Source organism: Blastocatellia bacterium, assembly GCA_025055075.1.
Classification (GTDB): Bacteria; Acidobacteriota; Blastocatellia; order HR10; family HR10; genus HR10.
The window spans coordinates 77499-93713 of the sequence record JANWYV010000004.1 but is presented as its reverse complement, the minus strand read 5'-3'; the positions used below and the strand labels follow the sequence as shown (position 1 = coordinate 93713).

The 16215-nt window shown below is 59.9% G+C and carries 15 protein-coding genes and 1 tRNA gene; 9 read left to right on the top strand and 7 right to left on the bottom strand.

Annotation, left to right across the window (positions count from 1 at the left end; genetic code table 11):
- Nucleotides 1-129: 129 nt before the first annotated feature.
- Nucleotides 130-1086 carry a ribokinase gene (rbsK, locus tag NZ746_00980; GenBank protein ID MCS6815930.1) on the top strand — a complete coding sequence of 319 codons (957 nt, stop codon included), beginning with the start codon at nucleotides 130-132 and terminating at the stop codon, nucleotides 1084-1086.
- A gap of 141 nt (nucleotides 1087-1227) precedes the next feature.
- On the opposite strand, the gene NZ746_00975 is transcribed toward rbsK, so the two are convergent.
- The 3 genes from NZ746_00975 to NZ746_00965 form a co-directional block, all read right to left on the bottom strand.
- Nucleotides 1228-1303: transfer RNA gene (locus tag NZ746_00975), tRNA-Ala, on the bottom strand.
- Between the two features lie 61 nt (nucleotides 1304-1364).
- Entirely contained in the window at nucleotides 1365-3539 is a 2175-nt protein-coding gene (locus tag NZ746_00970; GenBank protein ID MCS6815929.1) for an FG-GAP-like repeat-containing protein, read from the bottom strand.
- 879 nt (nucleotides 3540-4418) lie between these two features.
- Nucleotides 4419-4841: a hypothetical protein gene (locus NZ746_00965; GenBank protein ID MCS6815928.1), complete on the bottom strand. Its 423-nt coding sequence runs from the start codon at nucleotides 4839-4841 to the stop codon at nucleotides 4419-4421.
- Nucleotides 4842-4922: 81 nt separating this feature from the next.
- On the opposite strand from NZ746_00965, the gene NZ746_00960 reads away from it, so the two are divergent.
- Both NZ746_00960 and NZ746_00955 read left to right on the top strand, forming a co-directional pair.
- Nucleotides 4923-6026 (top strand): VWA domain-containing protein, encoded by a 1104-nt coding sequence (locus tag NZ746_00960; GenBank protein MCS6815927.1) that lies wholly within the window; start codon nucleotides 4923-4925, stop codon nucleotides 6024-6026.
- 6 nt (nucleotides 6027-6032) lie between these two features.
- A complete protein-coding gene (locus NZ746_00955) occupies nucleotides 6033-7343 on the top strand; it encodes an alkaline phosphatase D family protein (protein ID MCS6815926.1) in 1311 nt (436 codons plus the stop codon).
- Nucleotides 7344-7445: 102 nt separating this feature from the next.
- On the opposite strand, the gene NZ746_00950 is transcribed toward NZ746_00955, so the two are convergent.
- The gene (locus tag NZ746_00950; GenBank protein MCS6815925.1) at nucleotides 7446-7658 is read right to left on the bottom strand and encodes a hypothetical protein; all 213 of its coding nucleotides are present in this window, start codon (nucleotides 7656-7658) and stop codon (nucleotides 7446-7448) included.
- A gap of 379 nt (nucleotides 7659-8037) precedes the next feature.
- Between NZ746_00950 and lepB the strand changes: the two genes are divergently transcribed.
- From lepB to carA, 3 genes are read left to right on the top strand one after another with little or no spacing between them, the layout of a single operon-like run.
- The gene (lepB, locus tag NZ746_00945) at nucleotides 8038-8598 is read left to right on the top strand and encodes a signal peptidase I (GenBank protein MCS6815924.1); all 561 of its coding nucleotides are present in this window, start codon (nucleotides 8038-8040) and stop codon (nucleotides 8596-8598) included.
- Nucleotides 8599-8604: 6 nt separating this feature from the next.
- Nucleotides 8605-9435: a hypothetical protein gene (locus NZ746_00940; GenBank protein ID MCS6815923.1), complete on the top strand. Its 831-nt coding sequence runs from the start codon at nucleotides 8605-8607 to the stop codon at nucleotides 9433-9435.
- A gap of 23 nt (nucleotides 9436-9458) precedes the next feature.
- Nucleotides 9459-10589, top strand: a complete 1131-nt coding sequence (gene carA / locus NZ746_00935; protein MCS6815922.1) for a glutamine-hydrolyzing carbamoyl-phosphate synthase small subunit — start codon at nucleotides 9459-9461, stop codon at nucleotides 10587-10589.
- 74 nt (nucleotides 10590-10663) lie between these two features.
- On the opposite strand, the gene NZ746_00930 is transcribed toward carA, so the two are convergent.
- Nucleotides 10664-11131 carry a hypothetical protein gene (locus NZ746_00930; GenBank protein ID MCS6815921.1) on the bottom strand — a complete coding sequence of 156 codons (468 nt, stop codon included), beginning with the start codon at nucleotides 11129-11131 and terminating at the stop codon, nucleotides 10664-10666.
- A 158-nt stretch (nucleotides 11132-11289) separates the two neighbouring features.
- A complete protein-coding gene (locus NZ746_00925) occupies nucleotides 11290-11961 on the bottom strand; it encodes a Crp/Fnr family transcriptional regulator (GenBank protein ID MCS6815920.1) in 672 nt (223 codons plus the stop codon).
- A 123-nt stretch (nucleotides 11962-12084) separates the two neighbouring features.
- Here NZ746_00925 and purE point away from each other — a divergent pair, with 123 nt between their 5' ends.
- Together purE and purK are read left to right on the top strand one after the other, a co-directional pair.
- A complete protein-coding gene (gene purE / locus NZ746_00920; GenBank protein ID MCS6815919.1) occupies nucleotides 12085-12594 on the top strand; it encodes a 5-(carboxyamino)imidazole ribonucleotide mutase in 510 nt (169 codons plus the stop codon).
- A complete protein-coding gene (gene purK / locus NZ746_00915) occupies nucleotides 12591-13751 on the top strand; it encodes a 5-(carboxyamino)imidazole ribonucleotide synthase (GenBank protein MCS6815918.1) in 1161 nt (386 codons plus the stop codon). Before purE ends, purK begins: the two co-directional genes overlap by 4 nt.
- A 32-nt stretch (nucleotides 13752-13783) precedes the next feature.
- On the opposite strand, the gene NZ746_00910 is transcribed toward purK, so the two are convergent.
- The gene (locus NZ746_00910; protein MCS6815917.1) at nucleotides 13784-14413 is read right to left on the bottom strand and encodes a class I SAM-dependent methyltransferase; all 630 of its coding nucleotides are present in this window, start codon (nucleotides 14411-14413) and stop codon (nucleotides 13784-13786) included.
- A 273-nt stretch (nucleotides 14414-14686) separates the two neighbouring features.
- Between NZ746_00910 and NZ746_00905 the strand changes: the two genes are divergently transcribed.
- The gene (locus NZ746_00905) at nucleotides 14687-16207 is read left to right on the top strand and encodes a fumarate hydratase (GenBank protein ID MCS6815916.1); all 1521 of its coding nucleotides are present in this window, start codon (nucleotides 14687-14689) and stop codon (nucleotides 16205-16207) included.
- Nucleotides 16208-16215: the final 8 nt, after the last annotated feature.

The window sequence follows — 16215 nt, the reverse complement described above, 5'->3', positions numbered from 1 at the left end:
CAGAATGGTTTGCCGTATCTCGATGGGGTCGTGGGGATGGTTGTCGGACTCCAGCTCGGTGGAGGATCAGCTCACCAGTGGGTAGAATTATCGCTCAACGAATGAGCACCTGTTGAGGAGAGGAGCATCATGCCGGCCGCATCGGATGTCATCGTCGTGGGGAGCATCAATGCGGATCTGGTCATTCGCGTGCCACGGCTGCCGCGACCTGGGGAGACCGTCTCCGGATACAATTTCAAAGTATTCGGGGGAGGAAAAGGAGCGAACCAGGCCCTCGCCGTCGCGCGCTTGGGAGGGAAGGTGCGACTCATCGGGAACGTCGGGACGGACGACTTCGGGGCCATGGTCGTCAAAAGCCTCGCCAGTGGCGGTGTCAACGTCTCCCTCGTCGAGTGGCTGCCCGATGCCCATACGGGCGTCGCCCTCATTATGGTGGATGAGTCGGGGGAGAATGCGATCGCCACGGCTCCCGGGGCCAATCGCCACTGGGCGACGCGTGGAGCGGCGTACTTTCGGAATCTCTTTCAAACCTGTCATCCCTATACGACGGTGATCCTTCAACTGGAGATCCCGCTCGAAATCGTCGAAGCCGTCACAGCAGCCGCTCGTGAGTATGGATTGCGCGTGATCTTGAACCCAGCTCCCGCTCGCTCGTTGGAAGACGAACTTTTGCGGCGAGCCGATGTCATCACCCCGAATCGGCATGAGGCCTCGGAGCTGAGTCGGGTGAAGATCACCGATCTGGAGAGCGCCCGTGAAGCCGCTCGTCGGTTGCTCGATCGAGGCGCTGGATGCGTCGTGATCACCTTAGGGGGAGAAGGCGCTGTGATCGCCACGCGCGGAGGGACATTTCACGCCGCACCTTTCGAGGTGAAAGCCGTAGACTGCACGGCGGCGGGCGACGCGTTCACCGGAGGCTTGGCCGTCGCCCTGAGCGAAGGCATGGATCTCCTCTCAGCTGTGAGATTCGCCAACGCCTGCGGCGCGATCGCTGTCACCAAAGAGGGAGCGCAACCCTCAATGCCCACGCGCGCGGAAGTCACCGAGTTGCTCCGCGCGCAATCTCCGCCCATTCGGAGGATCTGAACGATTGCTTTCCATCTCGCAAGAGACAACTCTGGCAGGAGCTAGCAGAGTCTTTCGCGGTAATTCTCGCGCGAGAGCTAAGAACATCGCGGTCGTCTCATGGACAACCGGTAGGGAATATTGCGGGAAATCGCGGCGATTTGGTGGACCGGAGGAGATTCGAACTCCCGACCTCCAGAGTGCGATTCTGGCGCTCTCCCAGCTGAGCTACCGGCCCACCAACGCGTTAACCATAGTAGAATATCGCTGAATCTGTCAAGGTCGCATCGCCATGAGGCCTAGCGGTAGAGCCTCTTGTGAAAGATTCCTCGTTCATCGGCCGTCCAAACCTCTAAGAGTTCTCCAAGTGCATCTAGGGCGATCACGTCCAACCAGCCATCCTCGTTGAGATCCCCCGCCGTAAGAGCAGCCGAGATATTGGTTGCAGTCAGCTTTTGCTTTAGACTTGGAATCATCCGTTCATCGAGTTGATACAGCCAAATCTCTCGAGCATTCGCGCCCACGCAGGCCAAACTCAATCCCGTAGACGAGAAGCGTCCCACGGCCACCCCCAGCGGAGCGTCGGCCGTCGGCACAGTTATCACCGATCGAAAGCGTACCGTCCCACGCCCATTCCCCTCATTCTGCAAAATCGAAATACTTGACTCTCGATGGTTCACCACAATCAGCTCGACGTATCCATCTCCGTTCAAATCGCTCGCTGTCACTGCTGTCGGTTTCATTCCCACGCTCACCTCTTGAGCGGACGCCAATGCCCCACCTGGCTTCCCCAAGAGCACGGTCACGTCAGAAGAATCCCAGTCGGCTACTGCTGCATCGAGGAATCCATCTCGGTTTATATCTGCTATGGCTAACGCCACGGGTTGTTTCCCAACGGCAATTCGGCGTCCTGCCCTGAACGTCCCATCTCCTCGTCCTAACCAAAGCTCAAGCTGTCCCGTATCAAGATACGTCACCACCAGGTCCAATCGCCCGTCTCGATTGAAATCGCCAAGCCCTATGGCCCCAGGTCTCCCCCCGATGGTGAACGTCCGCGCTCGAGGTTCGAACGTTCCGTCTCCTCGCCCTCGCACTACGGTCACGCTGCGTCCCAAGAAGTTCGCCGTGACAGCATCCGTCCACTCATCTCCTGTCACATCTCCTACAGCCACGGCGACCGGTCCTCGTCCCACCCGAATCGTTTGCCTCAACTTCAATCCCTCCTGCTTGTGGTATGCGAACACTCGCACGTGATCCTGAAGCGGATCGGCTACGATCACCCCGCGTGATGATGAAGCGGCCATCGAGACCTCAGCCCCTGTGGGAGAGAAACGAGCCATGAAAAACGCCATAGTCGGCCCAACGACCGGTGTCTCCACACTCGCTTGGTTATCCTGCAGTTGTTGGTCAGGGACTGATGAACGCACGCTCGCCGTGTTCGTGAGAGTGATCATTCGTAACGGTGCCCGCACGCTCACCCGAATCGGAGGAGCCGTCGTTTGAGCCGGTATAGAAGGACGAGTACAAGTGACCTGATTGCCCGCAGAGCTACAGCTCCACCCCGTTCCAGAGACCCCCTCGAGCTGAACGTCTTCTGGGAGGAAGTCCTCCACCTGAACGTTAGTGGCAGTCGCAGGCCCTCTGTTCATGACCTCAATGGTATACAGCAACGACTGTCCAACCACCACCGGGTCAGGCGATGCCCGCTTGCTAATGCGAAGATCCGCGCGGCTAAGCTGGAACAGCACCGTGCATGTTTTGTTCGCATCGAGGACCACGGAGGTCGAAGGCGAGACGCCGGAACAGGCGCCTCCCCAGCCGGCGAAGCTGGAGCCCGGATCGGGAGTGGCCATCAACTGTACGGTCGTGCCCTCACTGTAATCTTCAGTGCAATCTAATCCGCAGGAGATCCCTGTGGGAGAGCTGTTTGCCGTCCCGCTCCCTGTGCCGATCCTTTGCACAGTGAGCCTGAACTGTCGGGCTTCGTATGCCCCCGCATCGCATGCTCCAACAGCCGGTTGAGGACGAGGAATTCCTCGCTGGTCCTCAGTGATCGAATTGCCTTGCGCATCGGTACAGTCAATCGCTGCGCCAATTGCAACGCTACCCGCCTGCAAAGCGTGGGTCTGCGTCGGCCCTCCGTTATTTTGCAAGGGACCGAGATTAATGTTCGGGCTCCCCGCTCCTCCAAAGCAGGTGCCATCGTTATCCACATTCCCGCCAAGGGAAAGGATCGGTCCGCCTTGACTCCAACAGTTTCCTCCAGCGCCTCCCGCGGTATTTCCCGCTACAATCGAATTCTTGATGCGCACAACGCCGACGCTATTGTTGAAAATCCCTCCTCCGTTTGCAGTGGTGGCTTGGTTAAAGGCGATGGTCACGAAACTGAGGTACAATTCTCCTCCATTGACGATGGCTCCTCCGCCAATGTTGCCCCCTCTAGCTATATTCCCTGAGAACGTACTGTTCGTCACCGTCATCCTGTCAAAATTAGAGACTGCACCACTGTATCCACCAATTCCACGGTTCCCTGAGAACGTACTACGAACAATAATCACCGCTCCACGGTCATTAGCTACAGCTCCACTGAAGACTGCGCTATTATTCGAAAACGTCGTCTCACTGATCATGAGATGCGATGTTGGTTGGAACTGAGCTATTCCGCCGCCTACCTCGGCGAAATTTTCTGAGAAGATACTGGCACTCACGACGACCATTCCGTTAAAGTTAAAGACCGCCCCGCCATCGCCAGTAATCGGGATACGGTTATTCAAGAATTGACTGTTCATGATAACGACTCGACCTAGCCGATTCGAGATTGCTCCTCCAAATCCCTCGTCCACGACGTTGTCTCGTAATATGCTGTTCTCGATGCGCAGGTCGCCTCCATCATTGAAAATAGCGCCACCATCGCCAATATCTATGTAACCCTCAACGAGTCGCAAATTTCTCAACCTCAGATCCCCTTGGTTGTGCAAAATGCGCGTCGTTCCTGCGCCGCTAATAGTGATGCGCCCGCCTCCATCGATCGTGAGCACTCCTGATCCGCTAAGGATCATGGGAAGCATGCCGTTGTTCAGCACGATGGTCCCGCTCACACTGAAAGTGATCGTATCATCTGGTGGGCCCGAGCGCGTGCACTCGTTGTACGTCGCGTTAGTATTTGCTGCCACAATAGCCTCTCGCAGGGAACAACGTCCATCAGTCCCATCGTCGGCATCACTAAGCGTATCCACGATGATCGTCCCAGCCTGCGGAGTTGAGCTAGTGAGCGGTACCCAAAGCGTAAGAGAGACGAAAACCACACACCACGCAGTGACGTGCTTGTATCCCGTCCTCATATGGGCTCGCTTTCAGAAGATGCGCTTGAAGGCTTTGCCCACGGCTTTGCCAGCTTTGCCGACGGCCTTTCCAGCAGCTTTGCCGCCTTTGGCCGCTGCTTTCCCCGCTTCGGTCGCTCCCTGAGCCGTCGCCTCCCCGGCTGTCGTCGCTCCCTTCGCCGTCGCTTTGGCGGTCGTCTTTCCCGCCGACGTGCTTGCCTCTGCCGTCGCTTTTGCGCCAGTCCGAGCGGCCTTTGCTGTAGCCTTGCCCGCTTGTGCCGCAGCTTCACCTGTAGCTTGAGCGCCCGTGCTTGTTCCCTTCACGACGGCATTCCGTTCTTGCTGCGGCTGCGCCCAGCTCTCTGCGGGGATCGTGAGCTGGAAGAGGAGCCCCAATCCCGCGGCATAGGTACCGAAGACGAAACCCAGAATGGCGATCCGTCCTCTCCCGCGCATCGTTTACCTCCTTCGCTTCATGTGGCAGAATTGGAATCTCCAAGCGCTGTTCGGCGAACAATATATCGGATGCGACGAGGCATGTCAACAACTTGCTCGAACGATCGGGTGCCGCATCGTGCGGGGGATTGGCCGCGACGATCGCTGATCTTCGGAATCCTCATTGGCTTGGGGATCAGCTTTTCCGGAGCCTTCGCACAGAGACCGAAATCTGGCGAAGAACCAATCGTCGAGTTGCGCTCGGATCTCGTTTCCTTCACCGTTTCGGTCATCGGTCCAAAGGGGGAGAGCGTGCCCCATCTCACGCGCGAGGACTTCCGCGTGTACGAGGACGGAGAGCAGCAGCAGATCTCTCACTTCGCCACGGTGGAGGCACCGGTGGACATCGTCCTGCTTTTGGACACAAGTGGCAGTATGCGCGGTGAGCTGAAGACGGTTCAGCGCGCGGCGATGCGGTTCATCGAGCGGATGCGTCCGCAGGATCGGGTGGCCATCGTCGAGTTCAATCGCGAAGCGGTCCTCCATCAGGATTTCACACAGGAGCGAAAGCAAGCGATCGGCGCTTTGCGGAATTTGAAGGCGGGCTCGGCGACCGCTTTTTACGATGCCCTCGCTGTCGTCGCCGATGAGCTGCTGCGCTCAGCGTCTGGGCGGAAGGTGATCGTCGCCCTCACCGACGGCGTGGATTCGGCGAGCTTCTACGATTTCTCCGAGGCGGCGAAACGGTTGGAGCAAGCGGCTGTCGCCGTGTACGTCATCGAGCTGGATACCGAAGCGTTTGTGCTCGAAGGCATCCGGCGAGGAGAACTCACGCTCTCGCCCGCGCAGTTGGAGCGCTATCGGAGAACGTATCGTCCACGGGATCTCCCCCTTCGGTATCGGAATCCGTTTTTCTTCACCGAAGAGGAGCTGATGGAGATCACGCGCGGATTATATCGTCTGGCGCGACGGGAGTTGCGGGAGTTGGCCGAACGCACTGGCGGACGCGTCTATCCGTTGTCGCGGCTCTCGCAATTGGACGAAGTGTACGCGAAGATCCAAGCCGAGCTCGGAACGCTCTACAGCATCGGCTACTATCCGAGCCGTCAGGAGCGAGACGGCCGCTGGCGCTCATTGCGCGTGGAGGTCACCGTTCCCGGCGCTCGCGTTCATGCCCGATCCGGATATTGGGCACCTTCGAAATGAGGTCCTATGCGAAACCGGTCGCGATTCCTTCCCATCCTCATGTTTCTCGCGTTAGAGGCCGTGGTCCGAACGTTCGCTTCCGCCTCTCCGGAGGCGGCGCGCATCGCTCACGGATTGGAAGTGAGCGGACCGATCGTGGGTGAGGTGACTGAGGACAGCGCGCTCCTCTGGGCTCGGGCGAATCGAGAGGCAATCCTGCAGGTCGAGTATGGAACCGAGGCTGATTTGGCGACTTCTCAATTCACAGAACCCATTCGGCTCTCCTCAGATCGAGATTTCACAGCCGAGATTCCCCTCAGTGAACTTCTGCCGCACACGCGATATTTCTACCGCCTTCACGTACAAGACCCGACAGCTCCTTCGCGCGCGTTCGTCAGCTCGATCGGACAATTCCTGACGGCGCCTGAGGAGGACGAGTGGGCGCCGCTCGCATTCGCTTACAGTGGGGATGCGGGTGAAGCCTATCAACCGTTCCGACTCTTCGACGCCGTCCGCGCGCAGCGTCCCGATTTCTTCCTCTTCCTCGGCGATACGATCTATGCCGATCAAGGTCCAGGCCCGGCGGCGAAGACGCTCGCGGAGTATCGCCTGAAGTATCTGGGAAATCGAAAGGACGCAGCCTTCCAACGTCTAGCGCGCGAAACGTCGTTCTACGTCATGTGGGATGATCATGAGATCGCCAACAATGCCGATCGCACGCATCCGCGTCTTCCGATAGCGCGCCAGGCATTCCTCGAATATTGGCCGATTCGCCGGGAGGGGACCGATGAGACGCGGCTCTACCGCTCGTTCCGTTGGGGACGTGCGGCTGAGATCTTCTTGCTCGATTGTCGCCAATATCGCAGTCCGCAATCGGAGCGAGATGGCCCCTCGAAGACCATGCTCGGGGCTGAGCAAAAGGCATGGTTGAAGGCGGCGCTGCTCGCCTCTCCGGCAACGTTCAAATTCATCGCCACGACTGTGCCCTTGAAGTATCATGCTCGCGATTCCTGGGAGGGCTATCGGATCGAGCGGCAGGAGATTTTAAACTTCATCCGCGCCCATCGCATCGAAAACGTGATCTTTTTGGCCGCCGACGTTCATTACGCGGCTGTATTACGTCATGCTGAGGGCGTTCTTGAGGTTATCGCTGGGCCGATTGCGCAGTTCCCTTCGCCAATTGCGTTCGTCGGGCGTCGGCCCGAGGTCGAGTTCACGGCGACGAACATGTACACCTATGCTCTTGTGCGCGTATTCCCCGATCGAGGCGAGCCGCGCGCGGAGATCTCGATCTTCAATGCCGCGGGGAAACGGTTGCACACGATGCGCGTGCCGTAAGTGGATCGGGACGCGCCAAGGAATACTACAGCTCCTTCGGAGTCGGGCTTTGCACGACTCCGTCACGCGAGGTTGGCCGATCGTCAGTTCACCTGGGGAGAATTAGCGACTGCGCGCTCTCTCCTTGGAGGCCTTCAGCGGATCCTTGAATCCGCTCTCTTGCTTTTTGCCGTTGGCCGAGCAGTCGTGTTCGGCAGCGCGTTGCCGATAGTACGCTTCCCTATCCACCCCCTTCGAGATGTAGGCGACGACGGTGAACGCTGCGAAACACTTAGGACAGATGAGCCGAATCGGCTTGGCCGCTGTGCGTGCCATGACGACTCCCTCCTTGTGCGACTGGATTCCGTGACGACGTTCGATCGTCACAAAAGGCGAAAAGATTGCCAGAAGAAGTTCGGGAAGTCAATGGCGTGCCCAGCAGTTTCAAATGCCGCCGCAGTCGCGAATTGACAAATGGGCGGAGAGCCCATACCCTTATTGCTCACGAGCGGAAGGTGGAGCGACCGCGATGGGTGAGGAACACTATCGGATCGGTGAGCCATCGAAGACCTCGATCGATCCTCCGCGAATCGAGGATCCCTGCGCGCGCGTGGGAGATGAGGCGGAGCTCTTCGTCGCATCCGTCGAAAGTGAGGCGCACCGTTGGCCGGAGTCGGGCGCGTGGGGAAGGGGCGTCCCGGAAGATGGTTCTCAGATGAAGACAACATCGGAGACGCGACCCCCGAGGGATGTGATCGCGCTCGGACGGGAGATTCGCGCTTTCCTGCGGGACCTGGCGCTCACGGTGCTCATCGCGATCGTGATCGTCACGTTCGTGATTCAACCGGTGCGCGTCGAAGGAACGAGTATGTTGCCGCGCTTGCACGATGGCGAGCGCATCTTCGTGAACAAGTTCATCTACAAGTTCGAGCCGATTCGACGCGGCGACATCGTCGTCTTCTGGTATCCGAACGATCCATCCAAGTCATTCATCAAACGGGTGATCGGGCTGCCTGGCGAGACGATCGCCATTCGTCGCGGCGTCGTCTACATCAATGGGGAACCCTTGCCGGAGCCGTATTTGGATTCGCGTCTTCATACGCGCGAGGAGAATATGCCGCCTGTGTACGTGCGCGAGCATTACTATTTCGTCATGGGAGATAACCGCGACTCGAGCAACGACAGCCGGCAGTGGGGGCTCGTGCCGGAGAAGTACATTTACGGGAAGGCCGTCTTCCGCTATTGGCCGCTCAGCAACATGGGGCGACTGCGATAACTCGGCATGTCCCGCGTGATTCGAACCGTAGGTGAGCTTCTGTATGCCCCATCGCGGGCGTTCGCGCGGATCATCCGCTGGTCGGAGATCGGAGGAGTGGCTCTATGGGCTCTCGGCATCACGATGCTCTACGAGAGCAAGCTCACGGGGGTGTTCGAGCAAGTGCGCTACCTGCTGAGCGCGCGCGGACACTGGGACGCCGTCTCTGTGCGCTACCTTTTGAGTGCCTTGCGCGAGGCTGTGCGAGAAGGATTCGGATGGCTTGTCGTGCTGGTGATGGTCTTTGTCCCCCTCCTCCTTCTTTTCGCAAATGCGTTCTCCGTGCGGAAGCCACTGCTTGTCCTCTGGCGCGAACACTACCGGCAGATGTTGGGGGCGGCGCTCTATGGGTGGACGGTGGCTCACGGCGTGATGATCCTGCCGGTTTTCCTCGTGTTGCCGGAGTGGGCGCCGCGATACGAAATGGCTCTGGGGATCGCGGCGCTTCCGCCCTTCGCCTTCCTCGTGGGGATCGCGTTGCGGCAGGCCCTCTCGATATCGCTCGTTCGGACATTGGCGGTTCTTCTTCCGGCCATCGTCTCGCTGGCGGCGGTGCCCGTGGTGGGTAAGGCGTTCGTCCTCCTTGTGGCGTCGCCGGTGCTGGTGCTCATCGGACATCAGCTTTTGACGCCTTATTTCCATCATGTCTTTGCAGGAGCGCGGTCTTCCAAAGAAGGGGGATCCCGAACGAGACCCCACGATGCTGAGGCTGTTGTAGGAGCTAATCCGCCTCGCGCGGAAGGAGAGGCCGAACCGACCGAGGCGTCGTGCGCCGAGGGTCGATCCTCGGCAGTGTAAGGTTTCGATCGGAGAGAGTGACTATGGAGGCGATTCTCGCGCTGGAAGATGGCACGGTCTATCGTGGGGAGGCCTTCGGCGCAGAAGGCGAGCGTACAGGGGAGATCGTCTTCAACACCTCGATGACAGGGTATCAGGAGATTTTGACCGATCCTTCCTACGCCGGACAGATTGTCGTCATGACGTATCCGCACATCGGCAATTATGGGGTGAATTCGGCGGATATTGAGTCGCGGCGTCCGTTCGTCGAAGGCTTCGTCGTGCGGGAATATTCTCGGACCTTCAGCAATTGGCGCGCTGAGGCGAGCTTGGAGGATTATCTGAAGCATTACGGCATCGTGGGCATCGCGGAAATTGATACGCGAGCCTTGGTGCGGCACATTCGCGAGCGAGGAGCGATGCGCGCCTGTCTCTCGACGAAGACGCTCGATGCTGAGGACGCAGTGCGGCGGGCTCGCGAGGCTCCTTCGATGCTCGGCCTCGATTTGGCGAGTCGGGTGACGTGCGAGCATCCGTATGTGTGGAACGAATGGGCGGCTCAAGTGGATCCGGCGAACGACTCATCGTCAGCGGCTACGGCGCGCTTCCACGTCGTAGCGTATGATTTTGGCATTAAGTTCAACATCCTGCGGCAACTGGCTGCGCGCGGCTGTTGGATAACAGTCGTGCCGGCGCACACCTCGGCCGAAGATGTGCTGGCCTTGAAGCCCGATGGAGTCTTCCTCTCCAATGGACCGGGTGATCCAGAACCCCTCACTGGCGTCGTGGCGAACATCCGACGCCTGATCGGGCGACTCCCTATCTTCGGCATCTGCTTGGGGCATCAACTGCTCGGGCTCGCCTTCGGCGGACGCACGTATAAGTTGAAGTTTGGCCATCGAGGGGGGAATCAGCCGGTGAAGAATCTTCGAACTGGACGCGTGGAGATCACGGCGCACAATCACGGATTCGCTGTGGCGGCGGAGACGCTTCCGCCGGAGATCGAGCCGACGCACTTCAATCTGAACGACGGGACGCTCGAAGGCATGCGTCATCGGGAACTGCCCATCTTCTCCGTCCAATACCATCCGGAGGCTTCGCCCGGTCCGCACGATGCCCTCTATCTCTTCGACGAATTCATCCGCATGATGGAGCAACACCGGCGCGAACGCTGAGCCGATTCGAGGGGCGCGCAGCGTCTCTTCCCGAAGGCCTATTCCTCCAGAGTGAGCGTGTGTCGTCTCGCCGATTATCGCGCGCTGATTTGAAGCGTGAGCGAGAGCGGTTCCGACGAGCGCGCACGGCGGAGCGCAGCGAGCGTGAGCGTGAGACGGGTCGGCAGAGGACGGGGACCGGGAGGAAGAGCGAGGAAGAGCATCCCGCGTCGCATCTCTCCGGGAGCGAGCGCGGGCGTGAATGCGAAAGCAATCTCCGAGAACGCTCGTTCTAGCTCTTCGCGCGAGGCGATCCGATAGGCCGTGACCTCGTAGTAGTCGAAGAGTTGGCGAAGCGCTTGCTTGGGCGCGCGCACAGCGAGGCGATTTCCAGTTTCATCCCAAGCGTCCACGCGCGCTCGGCGAAGTTCGATCGCCGCATCGCCGCGGTTCTTCATCTCCAGATAGATCGGCAAAAGCCCGGCCAATAGCAGATTCGCTCGAAAGAGGTCCAAGTGTGCTTCTTCGTCCACAAGGAGGGTCGCGCGAATCGCGAGATCCACGCTCTCCGCCTCTCCACGAGGGCTCTGCTCAGGAAGACGAATCTGCGTGGGGACGCGAAATGGAGGAGCGCAAGCAGGGAGCAATCCACATAGGCCTACGAGTGCCCACAAGGCGAAGAATCTCGGCGCGAGATGCTCTCGCTGTTTCCGGTCGCTGCTCATACGGCGTCTTCGGTCATCCGTTCCAGCTCCGCTCGATAGCGGATGAGGAGATTCCCGCCCTCAAAAGCGATCACGCGCTCGGCGAGTAGTTCTTCCAGGACCTCTCGCACCGCTTCCTCAGAGAGTCCAGTCATCTCCATCAAAGCGCGAGCCGTCAACTTTACCGGGACGAGGGTGCGTTTATCGAGCGTGGGCACACCGTATTCCTCAGCCAATCGTGACAGCACGCGAGCCAGGCGCGATCGAGGAGCTGTATCGAGCAATCGCGAGATCGGGAGGGAGAGATCCAGGTCGCCGCCTTCGCCAGAGAGACGTATTGTCGCAGGGCGCATCGCATGTTCCTCCAGCGCCCGACGGTCCACCGTCTTCACCGCCAGATCCTCCACAGCTTCGAGGACGAATTCTCGGGGGCCTCCGCGGAGTTCGCCGAAGAGGTCGTTCGGGCCGAGCGTTGCGATCGTCTTCTCCTCGCCCATCGGATTCACGCGAAAGATCCGCAGCCGTCCGGCGCTCACCAAATAAACGTAGTCGCCCGCTTCCTCGGGAAGATACAAATACAGCCCGCGTCGAATGAGATCTATGGGCCACGCGTGCGCCGAGAGCGCGCGCGAGAGATCGGCGCCCCACGCGCTGGAAGTCACAAACCATACGGCATTGAGCGTGAGCATGAGAGGAAGATCATACGCGAGACTTCCCGAAGAGGGAAGAGGTGCGATAAGATAATCCGGCTTCGAAGCGCTTCGCGAAGAGATACGAGGTTGCTCGGATCCGCGGGAATCGGCGGAGGTCATATGAGTGCAAATGAGCGGCAGAGCCGTCCACTTGTGGGCGTGATCATGGGAAGCCGGTCGGATTGGGAGACAATGCGCGGCGCGGTGGAGATCTTGCGGCAGTTGGATATTCCCCATGAAGTGCGCATCGTCTCGGCGCATCGGACGCCGGATTTGATGTTCGAGTATGCGGAGACGGCGCGGGCGCGAGGGCTGGAGGTCATCATCGCGGGGGCCGGAGGAGCGGCGCATCTGCCAGGCATGACGGCGTCGAAGACGATCTTGCCCGTCATTGGGGTGCCCGTCCCCTCGCGGGCCCTCAATGGGCTCGATTCGTTGCTCTCGATCGTCCAGATGCCGGCTGGCGTGCCGGTAGCGACCGTCGCCATTGGGAACGCGAAGAACGCGGGGTTGATGGCGGCGCGCATCCTGGCCATTAAATATCCGGAGATCGCCGAGCGGCTCGCCGCTTACGTGGAGGCGATGAAGAACGACGTCTTGCAGATGACGATCGAGGAGGAGTCGGAATGACGATCATCGAACCCGGGCGCACTATTGGCGTCCTCGGTGGTGGGCAATTGGGGCGCATGCTCGCCCTAGAGGCCAAGCGCATGGGCTATCGCGTGATCACATTGGATCCGGAACCGGACTCGCCTTGCGGTCAGGTCGCCGATGCACAGATCGTGGCTCCCTATGACGATCTGGAGGCTGTCGCGCGACTCGGTGACCGCAGCGATGTCGTGACCTACGAGTTCGAGAACGTGCCAGCGACATCGGTTCAACGGCTCGAAGCGGAGGGCCGATGGGTCCGTCCTTCGAGCGCTGTCCTCGCTATCACGCAAAATCGGTGGCGCGAGAAGACGTTCGTCTCCGACTTGGGCATCGGCGTCCCAGCCTTTCGCGCCATCGCCTCGATCGAGGATGGTGAACGCGCGGCTCGCGAGATCGGATTCCCGGCCGTGCTCAAAACGGTCTCCGGAGGATATGACGGGAAGGGACAAGCCCTCGTCCGAACGCTGGAAGAGGCGCGTGATGCGCTCCACCGCTTGGGCGTGCCCGAGACATCGCGCGCCGAGCCGCAGGCGCTTTGGGAGCAATGGGTGCCCTTTGCCAAAGAGGTGAGCATGATCGGAGTTCGAGATGAACGGGGAACGGTCCTCACGTACCCCTTGGTCGAGAACGTGCACGTGGACAATATCTTGGACACTTCGATCGTCCCCGCTCGGGTCGCTCCATCGGTCGAAGAGGAAGCCCGTCGGATCGTTCGCGCGATCGGCGAGCACCTTCAGATCATCGGCGTCTATTGCGTCGAGATGTTCCTGCTTGAGGACGATCGCCTCCTCGTCAATGAGATCGCCCCACGGCCTCATAATTCTGGGCATTATACGCTCGACGCGTGCATGGTCTCGCAGTTTGAGAACCATGCGCGTGCGATCTGCGGATTGCCGATCGTTCCGCCCATTCTGCGTTCGCCGGCGGTGATGATCAATCTGCTCGGAGATGGGCGTGGTCACCGGTTGATCGGCGTGGAACGGATTTTGGAAGATCCGCGCGTCCGCCTGCATCTCTATGGGAAGAAAGAGGCGCGTCCCAAGCGAAAGATGGGACATGTGACCGTCCTCGCCGAAGAGGTCACCCAGGCGCTCGAGTTAGCTCATCGCGTGCGCCAACAGCTCCGATGGGGATGAGCGGATCCGCGCTCACATGATGTGAGCGGAATTCAAGATGCAGCGCTCTTGATCGCCGTCCCGATGATGTGTGGAGCGACAACGGGAAAGGGGAATGAGAGTCGGTGCATGAACACGCGCTCGAACCCCGCGGCTTGGATGAGCTGATCTGTCTCGCGATCCGGATGGCAGCCGTCGGCGAGTCGTCTCCAAAGAGGTCGCAAGCGTTCCTGCCAATAGCGAAGGCGCGTGCCTGCTGGAGCCGCGACGTGCTCGATGAAGAGGAATCGTCCGCCCGGGACCAACACGCGGAGAATCTCGCGGAGTGCGCGCTCGGGATCTGACACCGAGCACAGCACGTGCGTGCTGATGACAGCGTCCACGCTGGCGTCGTCGAGGTCGAGCCGTTCGGCTCGCCCGTTGATGAACTTCGCGTCCACGCCCCATCGCTCCGCTTCGATCCTCAGATACCGATGCATGAAGGGGTTCGGTTCGACGCCGATCCATTGCATCTGCGAGGGGTAATATCGAAGGTTTGGTCCTGTCCCCGGCCCGATCTCCAAAACACGTCCGTGAAGTCCAGCAAAAAGTTGCTCCTTGTAAGGCCGCAGATACGCGTCCGCATATCGGCTGGCGCGCGCCATCAACCACGCGTGCCAGCGCTTGCTGAGCGTCCCGCGCAACTCTGTTCCCTCCATCGAGAGGGATTGTAGCCATTCTCGATAGGCTTCGCTACAGGCATCGCTCGACGTAAAGAATGGGCGTTATCCTCTGTTCCCCGTGTCGCATGCCGATTCCTTTGGGGCGAGCTTTTGTGGTATAAATCTCCTCCTGCAGCGGAGGAGAGGAGATGCTGAACTGACTGTTGAGCATCACCTGGCCGGATCCGCTGACGGCGGCTCGATTGCTATTGAAGCCGAGGAGAGAACGAGGCTTCTGAGGTGAGGAGGACGCCAATGCGCGCATTCAAGGACAGCATGCTGGAACTCATCACGAAGACTTCGACGACGCTTCCGGCCGATGTGCGACGCGCGATCGCCGCGGCCTTGGAATGGGAGGAACCGGGGACGCGCGCGGCGCAAGCGTTGGCCATTATCGCGACCAACGTTGATATGGCGTGCGAAGCTGAGGGGCCGATCTGTCAGGACACGGGAATGCCAACGTTCGAAATCAAGGTCCCTGTCGGGGTCAATCAGATCGCGATGAAGGCGCAGATCCTGGAGGCGATCGCCGAAGCCACGCGGTTGGGGAAGCTGCGTCCGAATTCGGTGGATTCCCTCACGGGGAAGAATAGTGGCACGAATCTCGGGCCGGGCACGCCCATCATTCACTTCGAGCAATGGGAGAACGATGCAGAGATCGAGGTCCGGCTCATCCTCAAAGGTGGGGGATGTGAGAATCAGAACGCGCAATATTCGCTCCCGTGTGAGCTGCCGCATCTGGGGCGCGCCGATCGGGATCTGGATGGCGTGCGCAAGTGTATTTTGCATGCCATCTGGCAGGCGCAAGGGCAGGGTTGCAGCGCTGGCGCCGTCGGCGTGTGCATCGGCGGAGACCGGGCTTCGGGCTATCACCATGCGAAGCTGCAATTGTTCCGTCCCCTCGATGATGTGAATCCGGATCCCGATCTCGCGCGATTGGAGGAATATATCCTCAAGGCGGCGAACACGCTCAACATCGGTACGATGGGATTCGGCGGACGGGTGACGCTCATCGGATGCAAGATCGGAGTCCTCAATCGGCTGCCGGCGAGCTTCTTCGTCTCGGTCGCCTACGATTGTTGGGCGTTTCGTCGGTTGGGGGTCGTGTTGGATGCGCGGACGGGAGAGATCGTGCGTTGGCTTTATCGCGATGAACATCCGCAACCGCTCTCCCGGGCCGAAGGGGTGCCACTGACCGGCAAGGAGATCTCGATTCGTGCGCCACTGTCGGAGGAGGACGTGCGCCGTTTGAAGGTCGGCGATGTCGTGCTCGTTCAGGGGGAGGTCTTCACCGGGCGCGATGCCGTGCATGCGTATTTGATGAAGCACGAACCTCCGGTGGACCTGCGGGGAGCGGTCCTCTACCACTGCGGTCCGGTCGCCCTTCAGGAAAACGGACGATGGCGCATCACGGCGGCCGGTCCGACCACGAGCATGCGCGAGGAGCCGTATGAAGGCGAGGTCATTCGCCGATACGGCGTGCGCGCTGTCATCGGCAAAGGTGGGATGGGGCCGAAGACCCTGGCCGCGATGAAGGAATATGGGGCCGTGTATCTGAATGCCATCGGTGGCGCTGCGCAATATTATGCTCGATGCATCGAGGACGTGCTCGGCGTTCACCTGCTTGAGTTCGGCATTCCAGAAGCCATGTGGCATCTGCGGGTGAAGGATTTCCCAGCCATCGTCACGATGGATGCGCACGGGAATTCGCTTCACGAAGACGTCGAACGCGCCTCGGCCATCCTCTTGGAGCGATTGGCTGAGCCCGTTTTCTAGGCGTTCGC

Excerpts from the sequence above, each read along its gene's own strand:
- rbsK (MCS6815930.1), top strand. The coding sequence starts at position 130 with ATGCCGGCCGCATCGGATGTCATCGTCGTGGGGAGCATCAATGCGGAT.
- NZ746_00965 (MCS6815928.1), bottom strand. The coding sequence starts at position 4,841 with ATGCGCGGGAGAGGACGGATCGCCATTCTGGGTTTCGTCTTCGGTACC.
- NZ746_00960 (MCS6815927.1), top strand. The coding sequence starts at position 4,923 with ATGTCAACAACTTGCTCGAACGATCGGGTGCCGCATCGTGCGGGGGAT.
- NZ746_00955 (MCS6815926.1), top strand. The coding sequence starts at position 6,033 with ATGCGAAACCGGTCGCGATTCCTTCCCATCCTCATGTTTCTCGCGTTA.
- NZ746_00950 (MCS6815925.1), bottom strand. The coding sequence starts at position 7,658 with ATGGCACGCACAGCGGCCAAGCCGATTCGGCTCATCTGTCCTAAGTGT.
- lepB (MCS6815924.1), top strand. The coding sequence starts at position 8,038 with ATGAAGACAACATCGGAGACGCGACCCCCGAGGGATGTGATCGCGCTC.
- NZ746_00940 (MCS6815923.1), top strand. The coding sequence starts at position 8,605 with ATGTCCCGCGTGATTCGAACCGTAGGTGAGCTTCTGTATGCCCCATCG.
- carA (MCS6815922.1), top strand. The coding sequence starts at position 9,459 with ATGGAGGCGATTCTCGCGCTGGAAGATGGCACGGTCTATCGTGGGGAG.
- NZ746_00925 (MCS6815920.1), bottom strand. The coding sequence starts at position 11,961 with ATGCTCACGCTCAATGCCGTATGGTTTGTGACTTCCAGCGCGTGGGGC.
- purE (MCS6815919.1), top strand. The coding sequence starts at position 12,085 with ATGAGTGCAAATGAGCGGCAGAGCCGTCCACTTGTGGGCGTGATCATG.
- purK (MCS6815918.1), top strand. The coding sequence starts at position 12,591 with ATGACGATCATCGAACCCGGGCGCACTATTGGCGTCCTCGGTGGTGGG.
- NZ746_00905 (MCS6815916.1), top strand. The coding sequence starts at position 14,687 with ATGCGCGCATTCAAGGACAGCATGCTGGAACTCATCACGAAGACTTCG.